Origin of the sequence: Corallococcus sp. CA041A, from assembly GCF_003612075.1 — a bacterium.
Lineage (GTDB): Bacteria > Myxococcota > Myxococcia > Myxococcales > Myxococcaceae > Corallococcus > Corallococcus exiguus.
This window is the reverse complement of sequence record NZ_RAWF01000198.1, coordinates 1-18,417: the sequence shown is the minus strand read 5'-3', so window position 1 is coordinate 18,417 and position 18,417 is coordinate 1. Positions and strand designations below refer to the sequence as shown.

At 69.6% G+C, this 18,417-nt stretch carries 16 protein-coding genes; 11 read left to right on the top strand and 5 right to left on the bottom strand.

All coding sequences use genetic code 11. The features are described 5' to 3' along the window. The 5 genes from D7V77_RS29460 to D7V77_RS29440 form a co-directional block, all read right to left on the bottom strand. On the bottom strand, positions 1-1,665 hold a 1,665-nt coding region (locus D7V77_RS29460; protein ID WP_120579622.1), incomplete at its 3' end, for a DUF3488 and transglutaminase-like domain-containing protein. Further along, positions 1,662-2,642 (bottom strand): DUF58 domain-containing protein, encoded by a 981-nt coding sequence (locus D7V77_RS29455; protein ID WP_120579621.1) that lies wholly within the window; start codon positions 2,640-2,642, stop codon positions 1,662-1,664. The genes D7V77_RS29460 and D7V77_RS29455, both read right to left, overlap by 4 nt. Continuing rightward, a complete protein-coding gene (locus D7V77_RS29450; RefSeq protein WP_120579620.1) occupies positions 2,639-3,619 on the bottom strand; it encodes a MoxR family ATPase in 981 nt (326 codons plus the stop codon). Before D7V77_RS29450 ends, D7V77_RS29455 begins: the two co-directional genes overlap by 4 nt. Before the next feature lie 136 nt (positions 3,620-3,755). Next, positions 3,756-4,082 (bottom strand): STAS domain-containing protein, encoded by a 327-nt coding sequence (locus D7V77_RS29445; RefSeq protein WP_120579619.1) that lies wholly within the window; start codon positions 4,080-4,082, stop codon positions 3,756-3,758. A gap of 220 nt (positions 4,083-4,302) precedes the next feature. Further along, positions 4,303-5,040, bottom strand: coding sequence for a lytic transglycosylase domain-containing protein (locus D7V77_RS29440; protein ID WP_120579618.1), 738 nt, complete (start codon positions 5,038-5,040; stop codon positions 4,303-4,305). A gap of 292 nt (positions 5,041-5,332) precedes the next feature. On the opposite strand from D7V77_RS29440, the gene D7V77_RS29435 reads away from it, so the two are divergent. From D7V77_RS29435 to D7V77_RS29385, 11 genes are all read left to right on the top strand, one after another. Further along, complete coding sequence (locus tag D7V77_RS29435; protein WP_120525751.1) at positions 5,333-5,491, top strand: lmo0937 family membrane protein; 159 nt, start codon at positions 5,333-5,335, stop codon at positions 5,489-5,491. After that, positions 5,488-6,057, top strand: a complete 570-nt coding sequence (locus tag D7V77_RS29430) for a hypothetical protein (RefSeq protein ID WP_120579617.1) — start codon at positions 5,488-5,490, stop codon at positions 6,055-6,057. Before D7V77_RS29435 ends, D7V77_RS29430 begins: the two co-directional genes overlap by 4 nt. Positions 6,058-6,097: 40 nt before the next feature. Then, entirely contained in the window at positions 6,098-6,751 is a 654-nt protein-coding gene (locus tag D7V77_RS29425) for a HupE/UreJ family protein (protein WP_120579616.1), read from the top strand. Between the two features lie 115 nt (positions 6,752-6,866). Continuing rightward, entirely contained in the window at positions 6,867-7,280 is a 414-nt protein-coding gene (locus tag D7V77_RS29420; protein ID WP_223743187.1) for a hypothetical protein, read from the top strand. A gap of 79 nt (positions 7,281-7,359) precedes the next feature. Further along, entirely contained in the window at positions 7,360-8,130 is a 771-nt protein-coding gene (locus D7V77_RS29415) for a hypothetical protein (protein WP_120579615.1), read from the top strand. Positions 8,131-8,273: 143 nt separating this feature from the next. Continuing rightward, positions 8,274-8,942, top strand: a complete 669-nt coding sequence (gene rplC, locus D7V77_RS29410) for a 50S ribosomal protein L3 (protein ID WP_120579614.1) — start codon at positions 8,274-8,276, stop codon at positions 8,940-8,942. Between the two features lie 330 nt (positions 8,943-9,272). After that, positions 9,273-10,091 carry an outer membrane beta-barrel domain-containing protein gene (locus D7V77_RS29405; protein ID WP_120579613.1) on the top strand — a complete coding sequence of 273 codons (819 nt, stop codon included), beginning with the start codon at positions 9,273-9,275 and terminating at the stop codon, positions 10,089-10,091. 9 nt (positions 10,092-10,100) lie between these two features. Continuing rightward, on the top strand, positions 10,101-11,312 hold the full coding sequence (locus D7V77_RS29400) for an outer membrane beta-barrel domain-containing protein (RefSeq protein WP_120579612.1): 1,212 nt from the start codon (positions 10,101-10,103) through the stop codon (positions 11,310-11,312). 2 nt (positions 11,313-11,314) lie between these two features. After that, a complete protein-coding gene (locus D7V77_RS29395) occupies positions 11,315-12,853 on the top strand; it encodes a tetratricopeptide repeat protein (protein ID WP_120579611.1) in 1,539 nt (512 codons plus the stop codon). A 261-nt stretch (positions 12,854-13,114) separates the two neighbouring features. After that, on the top strand, positions 13,115-16,771 hold the full coding sequence (locus D7V77_RS29390; protein ID WP_120579610.1) for a tetratricopeptide repeat protein: 3,657 nt from the start codon (positions 13,115-13,117) through the stop codon (positions 16,769-16,771). Beyond that, a complete protein-coding gene (locus D7V77_RS29385) occupies positions 16,768-18,225 on the top strand; it encodes a tetratricopeptide repeat protein (RefSeq protein WP_120579609.1) in 1,458 nt (485 codons plus the stop codon). Before D7V77_RS29390 ends, D7V77_RS29385 begins: the two co-directional genes overlap by 4 nt. Positions 18,226-18,417: the final 192 nt, after the last annotated feature.

Genomic DNA, 18,417 nt, shown 5'->3' with positions numbered 1-18,417 from the left:
GCTGGGGCCTTCGTTGGCGGGGGCGCCGGGCGCACGGCGCGGCGGGCGGACCAGGGCGCTCGCCAGCTCGAACTGGTCGCGGAAGGAGTAGTCGACGACGGAGTTGCGCCAGCGCGACTCCACCGCTTCATAGAGCGCGAGCACCTTCTCCAGCAGCACGGAGCCCTGGCTCGTGCGGTTCGACGGGGGCGTCGCGTCCACGGTGACGAAGCCTCGCCCCGGGACGAGCACGTGCGTCCAGGCGTGCGCGTCGCCCGCGCGCACCAGGTAGCCGCCGTCCATGCGCGCGCCGCCATAGAAGCCCGTGGCGAGCCGCGCCCCGATGCCCTGTGTGCGCAGCATCAGCGTGAGCGCGGTGGCGAAGTGCTCGCAGTGGCCTGCCTTGCGCACGAAGAGGAACTCCGCCAGCGGATCCTCCGGCGTGCCTGCCTGCTCCAGCGTGTACCCGTAGTCGCGCTGCAGGAAGGTGGCGAGCTTGCGCGCGGCGGCCAGCGGCTCCTTCTCTCCCTGGAGCACCTGCGCCGCGAGCTGTGCGACGCGCGCGTCCAGGTGCTCGGGCAGCGCCAGGAGCTGGTCGCGCTCCACCTGGACCAGGCCGTCGGACATGCCCTTCTTCGCGTCCGGCGGCAGGCTGTAGGCTTCGTAGGTGTACGAGGGCGCGGTGACGGTGAAGCGCACCTCGCCCCCGCCCTGGAGCTGCACCGGGCTGTTCCGGGTGCCGGTGGGCGTGTGCGCCATGGCGTTGCCCAGGCGCGAGGGCGTCTCCAGGGCAATCAGCGTGCGGGCGCCGTACGCGGGCAGCAGCTCGATGCGCTGGTGGAGGAGCGTGTCGCTGGCGGGGCGCAGGGTGATCTGCCGCTCCGTCTGCTGCGCGCCGACGACGTTCGTCCACTCCATGCCGTCGAAGGTGTCGTAGGTGCGGCCCACCCAGTAGGCGTCCAGCGCTTCGCGGCCTGGATCCGGCGTGAGCGTGGCGCGCAGCACCACGCGCGGGTTGCCCTTGATGGTGCCCGCGCCGCCCAGCCGCACGGTGTTGGAGTAGCCCGCGCTGCTCACCGCGCCGAAGCCCGGCGCCGAACGCGGCCCCACCATGGCCCAGTTGAGGCGGGGGAAGAGGACGAAGAAGGCCACCGCGCCGGCCACCGCGAACATCACGCCCACGGACAGTGGCCGCAGCACCGCGCGCACCGGCACGGGCTCGCCGTCCGGCACCGCCGCCTCCACCACGCCCAGCGCCAGCGCCAGGCTGGCCAGCACCCCGAAGGCGATGAGGCACAGCGCGTACGTCATGTCTCCCGACAGCGCCGCGCCACCGGCCACCATCAAGAGGCCCGTCAGGTGCGTCTGTCCATCCGCCGCGGCGTCCGGCGTGGACAGCATCCGCTGCGCGGCGATGAGGCTCGCGAAGGCGCACGCCGCCACCACCGCGTTCATCGCGCCGGCCGTCAGCTGGAGGCCCAGGAGCACCGCGGCGATCAGCAGCCCCAGCGCGGACAGGCGGGAGAAGCGCGCGACGAGCCGCACGTCGCACAGCGCCAGCACCAGCGCTCCGATGAAGACGCCCAGCACCCACACGGGCAGCTGGCCGGACATGGCCATCGCGGCGAAGGCGAAGCCCACCGCCAGGTCGCGCAGGGCGAGCCGCAGCCTCAAGGGGCGCTTCACGCCGCCTCCCGGGAGTCCGTCCCTGCGTCCACGCCCTCGAAGCCCACCCACGCGAGCGCCTGGAGGATGCGCCGCTCCTGCGAAGCCCCCGCCGCGGGCCGCAGCGCGCGCTCCGGCAACTGGAGGCCGACCTCATGTCCCGCGTCCAGCAGTTGGTGCGCCTGGGCGGCGACCTCTTCACACCGGCGCTCCAGCGCGTCACCCGTGAGGCCCGTCTCCAGCGCGAGCTTCCAGATGCGGCGCTCCTCGCGCTCGCGCTCCACCTTCAGGAGTCGCCCCGCCGCGGCGCTCTTCAGCCAGTGGATGCGGCGCGCGTCCTCGTTCGGGGCAAGCTCGCGCAGGCCCGCCACGTCGCCGGTGCCGTCAAGGTGGCGCGGGCTGCCTGACTCGCCCCGGGGGCCCTTCTCCGCGGGCCCCGGTTCCTTGCAGGCGTAGCCACGGCGCGGATACACGAGCAGCGTTCCCTCCAGGGAGAACACGCGCGTCTTGGCGAACAGGCCCAGGGGCCACGTGGTGGTGACGCGCACGCCGGACAGGCGCACGGGCCCCCGGTGTGGCGCGGCCAGGTCCGCCCGGACGATGTGCTCCTTGCCCGCGGACAGGTGCCCCAGCTTCCCGGTGCCGGTGAGCGGGGAGAGGTCCTCGGAGAACGTCAGCGCGAAGCCGTGCCCCTTCTTGCGCGATACCGCCCAGCGGTAGGCGAAGGGCTCGCGCGCGAAGGCCGCGTCCGCGCCCACCCGGCGCACCGTCAGGTCGCGCAGGCAGCGCTCCGACAGCACGCCGGACACCACCACCATGCTGAGCAGCAGGCCCAGCAGCAGGTAGAGCAGGTTGTTGCCCGTGTTGAGCGCGCCCAGCCCCACGCCGAACGTCACCACCAGGTACGTGCGGCCCGTCTTCGTCACCGACAGCGTGCGCGGCGGACGAAGGAGGGCGCGCAGCCGCGCCTTGAGTGGGGGGCGGGCAGGGGCCTTCACCGGGGCGCCGCCACCTTGCGGGCGATCTCCTCCACCAGGTGCGCTGCCTCGTCCCGCGCGGACACGCCCTGCACGGCGCTCCTCAAGAGCACGCGGTGCGCCCAGCAGGGCACCATCATGGCGCGCACGTCACCGGGGGTGACGAAGTCGCGCCCTTCCCACAAAGCCTGCGCCCGGGCCGCGGACCCCAGCGCCAGCACCGCGCGGGTGGACGCGCCGCGCTCCAGGTCGCCGTGCTCGCGCGTGGCCCGAGCCAGCCGCACCACGTAGTCCGCCACCGTCGCGTCCAGCTTCACGTCCTGGGTGAACTCACGCAGCGACGCCAGCTCCTCCGGCCCCGTCACCGCCTCCACCGACGGCAGCGGGGACGCCGCGCCGCGCGTGGTGAGCAGGCGCGCCTCCACGTCCGGTGCCGGGTGGCCCAGGGACAGGCGCACGAGGAAGCGATCCAGCTGCGAGTCCGGCAGCGGATAGGTGCCGGAGAAGTCCACCGGGTTCTGGGTGGCCACCACCGTGAAGGGCGAGGGCAGCGCGTGGGTCTGCCCGTCCAGCGACACCTGGCCCTGGGCCATGCCCTCCAGGAGCGCGGACTGGGTGCGCGGGGGCGCGCGGTTGAGCTCGTCCGCAAGCACCAGCTGCCGGAACAGCGGCCCGGGCCGGAAGGAGAAGGTGGCCGTCTGCGCGTGGAACACCTGCGCGCCCAGGATGTCCGCCGGCAGCAGGTCCGCGGTGAACTGGATGCGAGCGAAGGACAGGGCGCACGCTCGGGCCAGGGCCTCCGCCAGCGTCGTCTTGCCCACGCCGGGCATGTCCTCCAGGAGCAGGTGCCCGCCGGCCACCACGCAGGTGACGACGCGCCGCACCTCCTCCGGTTTTCCCTGCACGGCTCGGCCAAGCTGGGCGGCGAGCCGCTCCATCACCGCGCGCGCGGAAGCAGGGGAGGGAACTGGACCGAGGACGCGAGCGGGCTGGGTCATCTGGGCGCGGACTCTAGCCCAGGCAAACGCCCGCCGGCACCCCTCCAGGCCGCCCGTGTTCCACGCCGGATGCCCGCTTGCCTTGGAGGCGCGGGCACTTGCCGGGGATGCACACGGCCCGGAGGGCCCTTCATCCTCAGACGGAGAGGATGTCCTCGGGCGTGTAGTACGCCCGGTGCGTCGTCGGCGAGGCCAGCACGCCGAAGTAGCGGAACATCCGCTCGTGGTGCGTCGCCAGCCCGCGCAGCTGCACGGCGCCGTCCTTCAGGCCGTGGGTCAGGATGCCCACCGCGCTGTCCTTGAACTCACGCAGGTGCGCGAAGTCCAGGACCACCTCGCTCTGGCCCAGCGCCTGGAGCGAGTTGCGCAGCTCCTGGGCCGTGCGGCCGTCCAGCGTTCCTTCCAGGCGCAGCGTGATCCGACCCGCCGCCTCCTCCTCCCGATGAATCTGAAGCCCCGTCATGATCCGCGCTCCCGCTAAGGTGTGCACGTGTGTGCCACCCGCGATGTGATGGCGGCTGCCGCACGTTTCCGGACCACAGGGGTGGTCCGGGTTCCCACCGCGGGGTGGGGGTGCACAGCCGGAGCCGAACAGTGCATCTTCACCGGCGATCAGGTCAGTGCCGGGCATGCAACTTCGGCTGGAGTGTTGGCGACCGGGCGGAGCGCATGTCACGCAGCGGTCAACCCTTGCGGTCGGCTGTCGGCTGCTCGGCACGCAGGCTGATGGCGCGCTCCTGCTGGGCCTTCAGCTTGCGGAACTCCTTCACGACCTTGGCGGGGTAACCGGCCATGAACTTCACCCGGTTTTCCTTCTTGGCCAGGATGCGCTTGGCCAGCCCCGGGCCTGCGTTGTAGGCGACGAGCGCGCCCTCCACGGAGCCGAAGCGGCTGATGAGGTCCGCCAGGTACGCGGTGCCCAGGTTCACGTTCGTCTCGAAGTCGAACAGGTTGGTGTGGCGGCCCAGCCGCCAGCCGGACTTCTCCGCCAGGTACTTGCCCGTGTCCGGCATCACCTGCATGAGGCCCATGGCGCCCACGCCGGACACCGCGTAGTTGTTGAAGGACGACTCGCAGCGGATCAGCGCCACCACCAGCAGCGGATCCAGGTTGTTGCGCTCCGCCTCGCGGACGATGGAGACCGCCAGCCGGCGCTGCTGCCGCTCCGGGAGCCCGGAGGCGCGCACGGCCTCGGCCACGCCCATCTGCTCCGCGCGGAGGTAGTCCGCCTCGTCCTCATAGTGCTGCAACCGGGCCAGGGCGGCCTTGAGCTGTGCGTCCTTCTCCGCCAGCTGCGCCCTCAGGGCCGCGACGTCCGGCGCTTCCCCCTGCGCACCCACCGGAACCTGCACCGGGAACGCCACCGCATTCGTCCCCATCAGCACCACCGCCGCCGCCATCGCCACCGTCCAACCCCTCATCACGCCCTCCCCTGGCGCCCGACCACACGCGCCCGCTGACTCGCCCACACCCAGCGGCTAAGCAGGCAACGTGCCAGCGTACGTAGCGTGCGCCAGCTGCCTCACGGATCCTTAAGAGAGGGGCTGAAACAGGACCGGCAGGGCCCACGGCATCCGGAAAAAATGCCCGGTCTGGGAAGTTTGTTTCCCAACCTGACCCTGCAGAAAGCTCCACCTGTTGCCGCGCTGCCTCCGCGTTCCTAGCTTGCGCCCGGTCTGATTATCCGAGGCCCTGTGTGGCGGGAGGCGTGGCGTGTACTGGACCATGGGCATCATCTTGATGGTGTTGTGGGTGATGGGGCTGATCACCGGTTCAACGGAGGGGCAGTGGGTGCACCTGCTCCTGGTGTTCTCGCTCATCGCGTTCGTGCTGGCCGTCGCGTCGCTGGGGCGCCGGCGGGGGCTGGCATGAACCTGCCGGAGCTGGACATGGCGTGGCTGGAGCTGCCGCGGGACAAGGCGGGCTTCGTGCGGCGCGAATGTCCCCGCTGCCAGCGCTCCTTCAAGACGCGGCCCAGCCGCCACGACGCGGGGATGCTGCAGCGGCTGCTCGCGGGCTACTTCCCCTTCGAAAACCTCCACGAGGCGTACACGCCCGAGGAGCTGCCCGCGTGGCACTGCCTGTACTGCGGCCACCGCGCGCTGCCGGACGCATGGCTCACGCCGGATCAGTCCGCGCACGTGGAGCAGATGGCGCGCGCGTGGGCGAACCACGTGCGGTACGAGCAGCTGGCGTACGTGCAGCGCACGCTGTCCCAGAACCCGCGGCCCACCTTCATCTCCGTGGCGCCGGAGCCGCTGCCCCGGCCGCTGCCTCCGGACGAGGAGATGCTGCGCACGCTCCCCATGGTCTGCTGCGGGGACGAGGTGCAGGCCCAGTGGGAATGGGATCTGCCGATGGTCTGTCCGCGCTGCGGCGCGCACCACGGCGGGCTTTCGGGCCGCCACCAGGTGCAGCTGGAGTTCGTGCACGAGTAGTGGACGGGCAGGGCGCGCGGAGGGCAGGCTCCTTCGCGCGATGAAGCCGTTCCCCCCGGTCCGGGTGGTGTTGCTGGCCCTGCTCCTGCTGGGCCCGGCCGCCGCCCATGCCCACGAAATAGAGGTCGCGCCCGGAGCGGTGGACGGCTTCGCCGGCTGGGTGGGCGAGGGCATCCGCCACATCCTGGCCGGGGCGGATCATCTCCTGTTCCTCTTCGCGGTACTGCTGGTGGGCGGCTCGTTCCGGCGGATCCTCTTGTTGGTGACGTCCTTCACGCTGGCGCACTCGCTGACGCTCGGGCTCACGGCCCTGGGCGTGGTGACGCTGGGCGCGCGGGGCACGCGGTGGGCCGAGGCCGCGATCGCCGCTTCCATCCTCTACATGGCGCTGGAGAACCTGCTCTTGCGCCGGCACGGGCACCGCGCGGGGCTGACCTTCCTGTTCGGCCTGGTGCATGGGCTGGGCTTCGCGAGCGTGCTCGGTGGCTACGGGCTGGGGGCGGACGCGGTGCCGGCGCTCGTGGGCTTCAACCTGGGGGTGGAGATGGGGCAGGCGGTGGTGGTGGCCTTCCTGGTTCCCGTGCTGCGAATCGTTCAGCGCAGGCCCCGTCTGCACTCGAGGGTTGTGCGCCTGTCGTCCATTGGCCTCGCGGGAGTGGGGCTTTATTGGATGGTTGCCCGCGCGGTCGGTTGAATTGCACCAACAGCGTTCCTAGCTTGCGTCTCACGAGGGTGGGGGAGGGACGCTGATGGGAGCGAGGCATACCCGGCTGGCAGCCGCACTGGCCGCCGCGTGGGAGGCAGAAGTGGTGTCGGCCCGCCGTATGACGGGGCTGGCGGAGCGCATGAACGACGCGCGGGTCCGGGCGCGCCTGATGGTGCTGGCCGCCTTCTGCCGCGCCCATGCATCACGGCTCCTGGCCCGCCTGGCGGCGCTGGGACGAGGGCCGTTGCCGGTGCCTCCAGAGGAAATCGATCTGGATCCGGACACGGTGCTCGAGCTGCGCCGGGAGGGGGCCTTCGCTCGCGCATCGGCCGCGCGCTACGAGACAACCGCGGAGATGGCGCGCCAGCACGCGGACCTGTCATCCGCCTGGGTCTGCGAGCTGAACCGGACCGAGGAGCAGGACCGGGCCCGGGAGCTGCTCGCCCTGGCGGAAGGAGCCCTGGCGGCGGTGCGGCGGGGCGAGTCCCAGGCCGTCGCGGCTCCCGCGGATTCCTGAGGGGGCGGAAAGAGGGCCGGGCGCGGGGAATGCGCTCGGTCGGTGACAGTCCCGGCGTCTTGGGCGTATGAATCCGCCCATGGCGAAGGAGAGCTACAACGATCTCATCTTCCAGCTCGGCGACCTGGCCCGGGACGTCCTCCCGGGCAAGCCGAACTGCCCCCGCTCCATGGAACGCGTCTACCGCGCCGAAGAGGTGCTGGAGGCGCGCCGGGACGAGCTGGCGGCGCTGGAAGCGGAGATGAACGACGAGGACGTGGCCTATCAGGACTTCCTGGCGCAGCATGAGGACGACTGCGGCGCCCAGAAGGAGATCACCGGCCGTTTCCAGAAGGCCGTGACGGCGGTGGAAGGCAAGGTGAAGGGGCTTCGCAAGACGCTGGCCACCCGCCGCGCCGACCTGCGCTACGCCATCGTGGGCCTGAAGAAGCTGGAGGCGAAGCTCGCGGACCTGGAGATGACCACCCAGGATCCGGTGAAGCTGGACGCCGCCAAGCAGAACCTCAAGAAGAACCGCATCGCCCAGATGCGCCTGGCGCGCGAGGTGGAGGACTGGGAATCCCAGCTGGCGGCCTCCCTCACGCCCACCCCCGGCCAGCCCGGCGCGGCCGGCATCCTGGCGCACAAGCGCCTGATCGAGCTGGAGGACGCCGCGGAAGAGCAGAAGACGCAGCACGACGCCCGGATGGCGGAGCTCGACCAGGCCATCGCCACCAAGGAGGAGGAGATCAAGGGCGCGGAAGATTATCTGGATCAGGCCCTGTTCCTCCTCGGCGAAGAGGTGTATGCCCAGCGCATCGCGGACGGGCAGCTCAACCCCTTCTACAAGCGGTTGGACGTTGCGCAGTGAGGGGTACGCCCACCCTTGGTGCTTGACGTTGAGGACGTGTTTGCTATCTTGCGCCGCTTCCTGGCGGCCGCAGGTACGCGTGTAGGCCAGTTCATTGAATTCATTGGGCTTTCAGCGCCACGGGCGCTCGCTGTGAGGACGACGTGAAGGGTCTGATTGGCAAGAAGATCGGCATGACCCAGGTGTTCAACGACGAGGGCAACCTCGTTCCGGTGACGGTCATCGACGTCAACACCTGTCTGGTGGTCGGCAAGCGCACCCCGGAGAAGGATGAGTACTCCGCGGTGACCGTGGGCTTCGGCGAGATCCGCGAGAAGCTCTTGAACAAGCCGCAGCTCGGCTTCTTCAAGAAGGCCAGCGCCACGCCGCGCCGTCACCTGCGCGAGTTCCGCGTCACGGCCGAGGAGGCCGCGGGCTTCAACGTGGGCGACGCCGTCAAGGCGGACATGTTCACCAAGGGCGAGCTGGTGGACGTCACCGGCGTGACCAAGGGTCGCGGCTTCTCCGGCGTCATGCGCCGCTGGAGCTTCAAGGGTTCGCAGACCAAGACCCACGGAACGCACGAGTATCAGCGTCACCCGGGCGCCATCGGTCAGCGTAAGACGCCGGGCCGTACGTACCCGAACAAGAAGATGCCGGGTCACTACGGCGTCGACCGCGTCACCACGCAGAACCTGACCGTGGTGGACGTGGACGTGGAGAAGGGCCTCGTGCTCGTGAAGGGCGCGGTCGCCGGCCACAACGACGGCATCGTCATCGTGCGCCCCTCCATCAAGGTGGCCATGCGCGCGCAGCACAAGGCCGCGCGCTGATTCGCAGCCACTGACGCCGGGGCGCTTCACCGCGCCCCGTCAGACGCCCCGCTTCCAGCACCTTCGGGTTGCTGGGCGGGGCGTTCGTCGTTTCCGGGTGCGGTGTCCGCGCGTGCGTGCGGGGCCTGAGGCCGCGTATCCCCGTGGAAACGTTGAGTGCTGGTCGCCCTGGGGACAAAGGGCGAAAACTTTACCGACTGCCGCTGGGATCCGCTTGCGGTGAATGGGCGCCGTGCTCACATCGCTGTCCCACGCCGGAGCCTCGCCGTCCAAGCAGACGGGTTGCCATCCGGATCACCCAACGGCCCACCCCCGGGCCGGGCAGGAGATATGAACGCACGCACGCTTCGCGTCTTCGCCGCGCTGAGCCTCTCGCTGACGGCTCTCGGCGCCGCCGCACAGGAAGACGGCGTCCTGGACTCGGCGGTCGTCCGCAACCGGCTCTACAAGCCCGCGGGCCATCCGGAGCTGTCCCTGTCCGTGGGCCTGCCAGTGCAGACGCACCTGACGGCGCACTACTTCTTCGACGTTGGGCTGGCCTACAACCTGTTCGACACGTTCGCGCTGGAGGCGCGCGCGGGCTACGCCGTCAGCCGCCACACGGGCCTGGCGCGCTCCATCTCCGAGTCCTTCCTGGACCGCGAGGACAAGCGCGTCACGGACGAGCTGGAGGACATGTGGCGGATGGGCCTGCACGGCGTCATCGGCGCGCGGTGGGCTCCCATCTACGGGAAGATCAGCCTCGTCGCGGACATCCCGGTGCACTTCCAGACGTACCTCTGGGCGGGCGGCGGCCTCACCAACCTGAAGCGCCAGTCCGTCATCCAGTGCTCCCAGGTGGTGGACCGGGCCGCGGGCGTCTGTGACAACCGCACGGCCGTGGATGACCGGGGCAGCGCCACGGAGAACTACTGGGTGAAGGAGTCGCGCGTGGCGCCGGTGGTGTCCGCCGCGCTGGGCTTCCGCTTCTTCATCAAGGAGCAGCACGGCATCCGGCTGGAGCTGCGCGACTGGATCTTCAAGGACAGCTACCGCGTGAACCTGCTGCGCGACGACTGGGAGGCCGGCAATCCCACCGGCGAGCCCGCCGGCAGCCCAGGCCTCACGCACCTGGTGCAGTTCGACCTCGGCTACACCTTCTCGTTCTGACCCATTCCTATGCGACCCTTCCGTTCCATCGCGCTCCTCGTCGCCGCGGTGCCTGCCCTCGCGTTCGCGCAAGGCGCCTCCCCGGCGCAGCCGCCGGCCGCTCCGGGTCCGGATGCGACCGCGCCGGCCTCTCCTTCACCGGCTGAACCGCCGGAGCGCCAGCGCACCGAGCGCGACGCGCCGGCAGTGCCCCAGTCCATTCCTGAAGCCGCGCCGGCGACGCCGTCCGCGCCCGCCGTCACCGGTGAGGGCGACGCGGACAGCGCGCCGGCCTCCGAGCCCTCCAGTGTGCAGGCTCCAGCGGCCACTCCGACCACGGACGCGCCGGTGCTGGACACCGGTGAAGCGCCGCGCACCACGGACGCGCAGCAGCAGCGGCTGGTGAATGGCGCGCCGCTCTACAACCCGAACGTCAACGTCCACATCGTCCAGAAGAAGCGCTTCGCGGACGAGGGCAAGCACGAGCTGGTGCTGTACCCCGGCGTCGTGCAGGTGAACGGCAAGTTCACCAACCACGTGGGCACCGGGCTGAACTACGTCTACCACCTGCAGGAGAACTTCGCCCTCCAGGTGGGCGGCCAGTACAACTGGTACTCCGACGAGAGCGACTTCAACCTGGAGCTCATCGACAAGGTGCGCGAGCAGGCCCAGGCCGCGTCGTCACTGCTGCTCCAGTGGGGCGCGTACGCGGGCGTGGAGGTGACGCCGCTCTACGGCAAGTTCGCCTTCTTCAACAACTCGCTGGCGCAGTTCAGCGTGGTGCTCAGCGGCGGCGCGGGCATCGGCAAGACGCGCCACCTCATCCGCCCGGAAGTGGCGAACGAGGTGGAGGGGCAGACGTTCCAGGTGCCCGCGCGCTTCGGCGACACGGGCAACAAGTTCCTGGGTGAGGTGGGCGGCGGCTTCCGCGTGCAGTTCGGTGAGCACTACGCCCTGCGCCTGGAGGTGCGCGACCTCATCTACACCGCGCGCGTGGACAAGGTGGATGGCTGCAACCTGGCGGACTTCGAGGCGCTGGAGGCCGCGCGTGCCGCCAACCAGCCCTTCGACGGTCTCAGCCTGAGCGGCAGCTGCAAGGTGGCGAAGTTCGACGGCGTGGACCCGAAGACGAAGAAGAACTACCGCGAGGACATCATCCTCGGGAGGGACCTCGTCGCCGAGCCTTCGTCGGACGTCCTCAACAACGTCAGCTTCTACGCTGGCTTCTCGGTGCTCTTCTAACCATGTCCCGACTGCTCCGACTCCTCGTCGTCCTCGGGCCCCTCGCCGTGTCCCCGGTGGCCCTCGCCCAGCAGGACGTGGGCACCTACAACCGCGCGCTCTCCGCCTTCAACGAAGGCAAGCTCGACACCGCGGCCCCCCTCTTCGCGCGGCTGGCGGAAGGGGAGGACGCGGACCTGAAGGGCAAGGCCGAGTTCTACCTGGCGCAGACCTTCGCCAAGAAGGACCTGCCCGTCGCGGCCTTCATCTCCTACGCGGCCATCGTCAACGCCGGCCCGACGCACCCCTCGTACCTCAAGGCCATCGAGGGGCTGGTGGACATGCAGCAGCGGCTGGATGAGCAGAACCTCATCCCCAGCATCCTCAACCAGGCCTACACCGACGAGGTGCGCGACCGCTGGGTCACGCTGCCCAAGGAGGTGCTGGCGCGCATCAACTACCTGGTCGGCACCGCCAGCCAGCGCCGCATGCGCTTCGAGGAGTCCCGCTCGCTCCTGGAGGCCGTGCCCGCGGACAGCCGTGTCTACGCGAAGGCCCGCTACCTGCTGGGCACCGTGCTCGCCGACCCGCGCTTCCCGGGGCGTCCCGGGGAAGGGGAGACGCTGGACAAGGAGGCCATCGCCGCGTTCCAGGTCGTGCTCAACACCCGGGAGCCGCAGGTGGAGCTGCCGGAGACGCGCGAGCTGGCGCTGCTGGCGCTGGGCCGCGTGCACTACCGTCGCGGTGAGTACGCGGACGCGGTGAAGGCGTACGAAGGCGTGCCCCGTTACGCGCGCTTCTGGGACCAGGCCCTGTTCGAGAACGGCTTCGCCCGCTTCCAGAACGAGGACTTCGGCGGCGCGCTGGGCAGCCTCCAGGCGCTGCACGCGCCGCAGTTCGAGGGCGCCTTCCAGCCTGAGTCGTGGATCCTCAAGGCGACCGTCTATTACTACTCGTGCCTCTACGACGAGGTGAAGACGACGCTCGCCGCGTTCGACGAGCGCTACGGCCCCATGGCGAAGCAGCTGGAGCCCTTCACCGGCGAGGACGTGGCGCCCATCCAGGCCTTCAACCTGGTGGCCTCCGAGAACCGCCGCCTGCCGCGCGCCGTCTACCTGTGGATCCGCAACAACGAGCGTATCCGTGAAGTGATGCGGACCCTGTCGCGCGTGGACCAGGAGAAGCGCGCCATCAGTGAAGGCCCGTGGCGCGGGACGCCGTTCGCCGCGCAGACGGTGGCGTCGCTCGAGGACATCCGCACCACGCTGCTCCAGGTGGGCGGCACGCTGGCGAAGAACCGCATCAAGGAGGCCGCGGACAACCTCCGCACCTTCTCCGACCAGGCGGAGATCATCCGCGTGCAGACCGCGCTGGATGAGAAGGACCTCTTCTCCGAGGGCGTGGACCAGAAGGCGCTGCTCACCCGCCAGACGCTCTACCGCCCGAAGATGCCCGGCGCGGCGTGGAACTACTGGCGCTTCCAGGGCGAGTTCTGGATCGACGAGATCGGCTACTACCAGTACACGCTCAAGCGGGGCTGCCCCGCACGGCAGGAGAAGTAGGCAAGTAGGAGCCGGGCGCACCCGGCCGCCAGGAGCAGCACCCCAAAGAGGCCCCTCCACCGTGCGTTTGTCACGGAGGACGGGGCCTCTTCGCGTGATGTTGAGTCCTGGAAGGTGGCTCGGCGTGATCGCGTACGCCGGGGCACAAGGCACGTTCCGGGCCACTTCTCAATCTGGGTACCCGCGTCTACTTTCCGTCGTCCCTCCCAATTGGGCAGAAGTTTTCCCAAGTAGGCGAGGCGCGGTTCTCCAGGAGCTCGCATGAAGGTGGTTCTTCGGTTCGGTGCACTGGCGGTGGGCGTCGCGCTCGCGGCTGGTGGGGTGGGGGAGGCGGCGGAGGAGACGGCACCGCCGCGGAAGGTGGCGACGAAGAAGTCCTCTTCGAAGGCAGCGGCCAGGAAGGCCGAGGCCGCGAGCAAGAAGGACAAGGAGGAGGCGAAGAAGGCGGAGCTGCCGCCCGGCGTGGCACCCCAGGACATGCGCAAGGGCCCGGCGCGGGTGAAGCCCGCCACGGCCAAGTTCGCGGACATGCCGCGCATCGCGGACTCCAAGAAGGACGCGCTCGCGGACAAGAAGCGCGACGAGGCCATTGAAGGCTTCAAGCGCCTCATCCCCAAGCTGCAGGAGACTTCCACGCAGAAGGCGGAGATGCAGTACCGCCTGTCGGAGCTCTACTGGGAGAAGTCCAAGTACCTCTACCAGCTGGAGATGGAGAAGTTCCTCACGGCGGAGAAGGCCTACGACGCCGCCGTGGCGCGCGGTGAGAAGGCCACCGCGCCGGAGCAGGACCACCGCGACTCCGAGCGCTACCGCGCGGAGACGATGCGCATCTACGAGGCCATCCTCAGCGAGTACCCGGACTACCCGGCCCGCGACGAGGTCCTCTTCTCCCTGGGCTACAACCTCTACGATCTCAACCGCCGCGCGGACGCGGTGGCGCGCTACGAGGAGCTGATCCGCGACTTCCCGAAGTCGCAGTTCGTCCCGGACGCGTACATCCAGCTGGGCAACCACTACTTCGAGAACAACAAGCTCGCGCCCGCGAAGGAGAACTACGAGAAGGCGCGCGCCTCTGGCGTTCCGAAGATCTACGCCTACGCCACCTACAAGCTGTCCTGGTGTGACTTCAACGCGGGCGACCTGGACGCGGGCCTGAAGAAGCTCCACGAGGTGGTGGACTACGCCAGCCAGCGTGGCGAGGAGCTGGGCGACCTGCGCACGGAGGCCCTCAACGACCTCACCGTCTTCTACGTCCAGCTGGATCAGCCGAAGGAGGCGCTCGCCTACTTCAAGCAGAAGGCTCCGGCCAGGCGCCAGGGCCGGCTGCTCGCGAAGACGGCCGCGGGCCTGGTGGACGCGGGCCACTTCGACAGCGCCATCCTGGTGTACCGCACGCTCATCGACGACTCGCCCATGGGCGCGAACGCGCCGGAGTACCAGCAGGCGGTGGTGCGTGCGTTCGAAGGCCTGCGCCAGCGCCAGCAGGTCCGCAAGGAGATGAAGCGGATGGTGGACCTCTACCGCCCGGGTGGCGAGTGGTGGACCTCCAACGCCAGCAACGCGGGCGTGCTGCGCAACGCCTTCAGCGTCACCGAAGAGGCCATGCGCGTGATGGTCACCGAGTACCACCAGGAGGCGCAGAAGACGCGCCAGGTGGAGACCTACCGGCTCGCGCGCGACATCTACAAGCAGTACGTGGACGCGTTCGCCTCCAGCGACAACCCGGAGTTCGTGGCGGACTCCGCCTTCAACATCCGCTTCTTCTACGCGGAAATCCTCTGGGCCCTGGAGGAGTGGGAGGCCGCCGCCGGTGAGTACGACGCCGTGGTGGCGTTCAAGATTCCGGACCGCGACTCCGCGAAGGAGGTCTCCAACGAGGCCTATCGCAAGAGCGCCTCGTACAACGCGGTGCTCGCCTACGACAAGCTGGTCAAGATCGAACGCGGCCAGCTCTCCAAGAGCGACCTGAAGGACGGCCAGAAGGTCGACGAGAAGAAGGACAAGGGCGACGTCGCCAAGCAGAAGCTGGTGAAGCGCGACGCCAAGGAGCAGGCCGAGCAGTCGCTCACGAAGTTCGAGGACCGGCTGGTCGCCGCGTGCGACACGTACAACACCCTCTACCCGGGCAACCAGGATGAGATCGACCTGCGCTACCAGGCCGCCGTCATCCTCTACGACCGCGCGCACTTCGTGGACGCGGCCCGCCGCTTCGGGGAGATCATCGAGAAGTTCCCGGAGGAGCGCCGCTCGCGCGACGCCGCGGACCTGACCATGTACGTGCTGGAGAGCCGCGAGGAGTGGAAGGAGCTCAACACGCTCTCGCGCAAGTTCCTGGGCAACAAGAAGCTGTCCAAGCCCGGTTCGGACTTCGCCCTGCGCGTGTCCCGCGTGGTGGAGGGCAGCCAGTACAAGTACGTGGATGAGGTCGTCTACAAGAAGGAGAAGAACCCGGCGAAGGCCGCCGAGGAGTTCCTCACCTTCGTGACGGAGTTCCCCAAGTCGGAGAACGCGGACCGCGCGCTCACCTACGCGATGGTCATCGCGCAGGAGGCCGGTGAAGTCGACAAGGGCATCATCGCTGGCGAGCGCGTCCTCAAGGAGTACCCGAACAGCAGCTTCGAGCTGAAGACGCGCTACACGCTGTCCGGCCTCTACGAGAAGGTCGCCGAGTTCAAGAAGGCCGCGGCGATGTCCGAGTCCTTCGTGGCCGAGTACGACGCGGCGGTGAAGGCCCGCGAGACTCAGTCGAAGAAGGACAAGGACAAGAAGGCCAAGGCCACCACCGTCGCGAAGAAGGACGACACGCCGGGCGCAGTGGAGGACGTGGAGTCCAAGCGCGCGCAGAAGGCCGCCGAGCTCAAGGCGCAGGTGGACGCGGCGGGCGAGTGGGTGGCGGACGCGCTCTTCAACGCGGGCGTCTGGTACGACGGACTGGGCGAGTCCCAGAAGGCCGTCACCGCCTGGAACAACTACCTGGCGCGCTTCAAGGACCGCAAGGACGTGCCGCAGGTGGCCTTCTCCATTGGCCTCGTCTGGGAGAAGGAGAAGAAGTGGGGCGACGCGGCCCGCGCCTTCAACCGGTTCGTGGAGGACTACGGCCGCGACTCGCGCACCGCCGCGGGGCAGGCGTACCTGGCGCGGTACCACGAGCTGCTCTCGTACCAGAAGCTGAAGGACGTGCGCGGCCAGGAGAAGGCGCAGGACGAGCTGGTGCGCGGCTGGAACAAGCTCGCGGAGGGCGTGCGCAAGGACACCGCGGTGCTCAACGCGTACGGCCACGCGCGCTTCCTGGCGCTGGAGCCCACGTGGAAGCGCTTCTCGGACATCAAATTCACGCGCGTCTCCACCATCCGCCGCGACCTGACGAACAAGCAGAAGGAGATGCAGCGCGTGGAGAAGGAGTACGCGGCGGTGCTCGCCACGGGCTCCGGCGAGTGGGGCATCGCGGCGCTGACCCGCATCGGCCTCGCGTACGCGGACTTCGCTCGCAACATCATGGACTCGCCGGACCCCTCCGGTCTGGATGAAGAGCAGCTCAGCATGTACCGAAGCGAGCTGGAGAACCTGGCGCTTCCGCTGGAGGACAAGTCCAGCGAGGCCCTGGAGAAGGGTCTCCAGAAGGCCTACGAGCTGGGCATCTACAGCGAGTGGACCCTGGCCGCGCAGGATCAGATCAACCGCCTGCGCCCGGGTGCCTACGCCCAGGTGAGGCCGGTGACGTACCGGGGCAGCAGTGATTCGCGCATCGCCTCGGGCGTGCTGAAGGACCTCAACGGCCCCATCAGCGCCTCCGTGGAGCCGAAGCCCGCCGCGCCGGAAGCGGTGCCCGCCGAGGGCGCGAAGCCCGCCGCCACGCCGGAGGGCTCGGAGCCCGCGAAGTCCGAGCCCACCGCGTCGCTCGAGGGGGTGCGGCCGTGAAGACGAACCACAGCATCGACATCAGCAGCCAGTTGAAGGGGATGGGGACGACGGGGATGAACGGCTTTCGCACCAAGCGCATGTTCCTGGCGGGGGCCTTCGCCTTCGCCTTCACCACGGCCTGCGCCACGGGCCCCAAGCCCACGCCCGTCGCGATGAACGCGGTGGAGAAGCCCGCAGTCACGGTCCCCTCCGCCGCGCCTCCTTCCGCTCCGGCGGACAAGGGCGACGCGGACGGCCAGTTCGCGCAGGCCCTGAAGGCCTACGAGGCCGGGGACCTGGACGCCGCTCGCAAGGGCTTCGAGGCCGTCGTCTCCCACGAGCCCAAGGCGCTCAACGCGCGCTTCAACCTGGGCGTCATCGCGGAGAAGCAGGGCCGCCCCGCCGACGCCCGCGTGGCGTACGAGCAGGTGCTCGCCCTGAACCCGGCGCACACGCCGTCCGTGATGAACCTGGGGCTGATGCACCGGCACGCGGGCCAGCTGGACGAGGCCCTGTCGCTGTACATGAAGGCGCTCCAGACGCCGGGCCATGAACACGACGAGCCCGTGCTCAACGCGCTGGCCGCGACGTACCGGCTGGCGGGCAAGCTGGACGAGGCGGAGGCCACCGGCCGGCGCGTGCTCGCGCGCAGCAAGGACAACCCGGAGGCGTACAAGACGCTGGCGCTGGTGGCGTACGACCGGGGCCAGTACCGCCTGGCGGAGCTGCTGGTCATCAACGCGCGCAAGGTGGCGCAGGACGACCCGGCCATCTCCAACACGCTGGGGATGATCTACCTGAAGATGGACGACCGCCCGCGCGCCCTGGCCCAGTTCCAGAAGGCCGTGTCGCTGGATGACACCTTCGCGCCCGGCCACCTCAACCTGGGCGCCCTGGCGCTGAGCTACCGCGACTACGCGGGCGCGGAGAAGGCCTTCACCAAGGCCCTGTCCCTGGAGCCGGACGGCCTGGAGGGCCAGCTGTACCTGGCGTACGCGCTGGACGGGCAGAAGGGCCTGGATCCGAAGAAGGGCGTCGCCGCGGGCGAGGCGTTCGAGAAGGTGCTCGCGCGCTCCGCGGACAAGCCGGAGGCGGTGTGCGGCGCGGGCTGGGCGTACGCGACCGAGCGCGCGGCCTTCGAGAAGGCCATCGCGTTCCTGGACCGCTGCAAGGAGCTGTCGTCCACGACGGATCAGGACAAGCAGCTCATCACCGCCAAGGTGAACGGCCTGCAGAACATGCTCAAGAACCCGCCGCCCGCGCCGGCTCCGGCCGCCACCGCGGAGGCCGAGGGCGAGGCGAAGAAGGACGCCGCCGCCACCGGGGGCGCGGGCTCGTCCGTGATGAACCAGCTGCCCCAGGACACCAGCGCTCCCGAGCAGGAGGCTCCGGCGGAAGAGCCGGCTGCCCCCGCGTCCGACGATGCGTCCGGCAATGGACAGACGGCTCCGACGCCTGCTCCGGCGCCCTGAAGAAACAACAGTCGTCCCGGCGGGAGGGATGAGAACTTTCTTCCCGCCTTTAGCCGCCCAGGTGCAAGCGACCGGGCGGCTCCCTTAGAATCCAGGGACTTGGAGTTGGTGCGAGCCCTGCAATGGAATTCGCGAAGCGGGCCTCGGCGGAGACATCACATGAAACGACTGCTGGCAGCGATGGTGATGGTG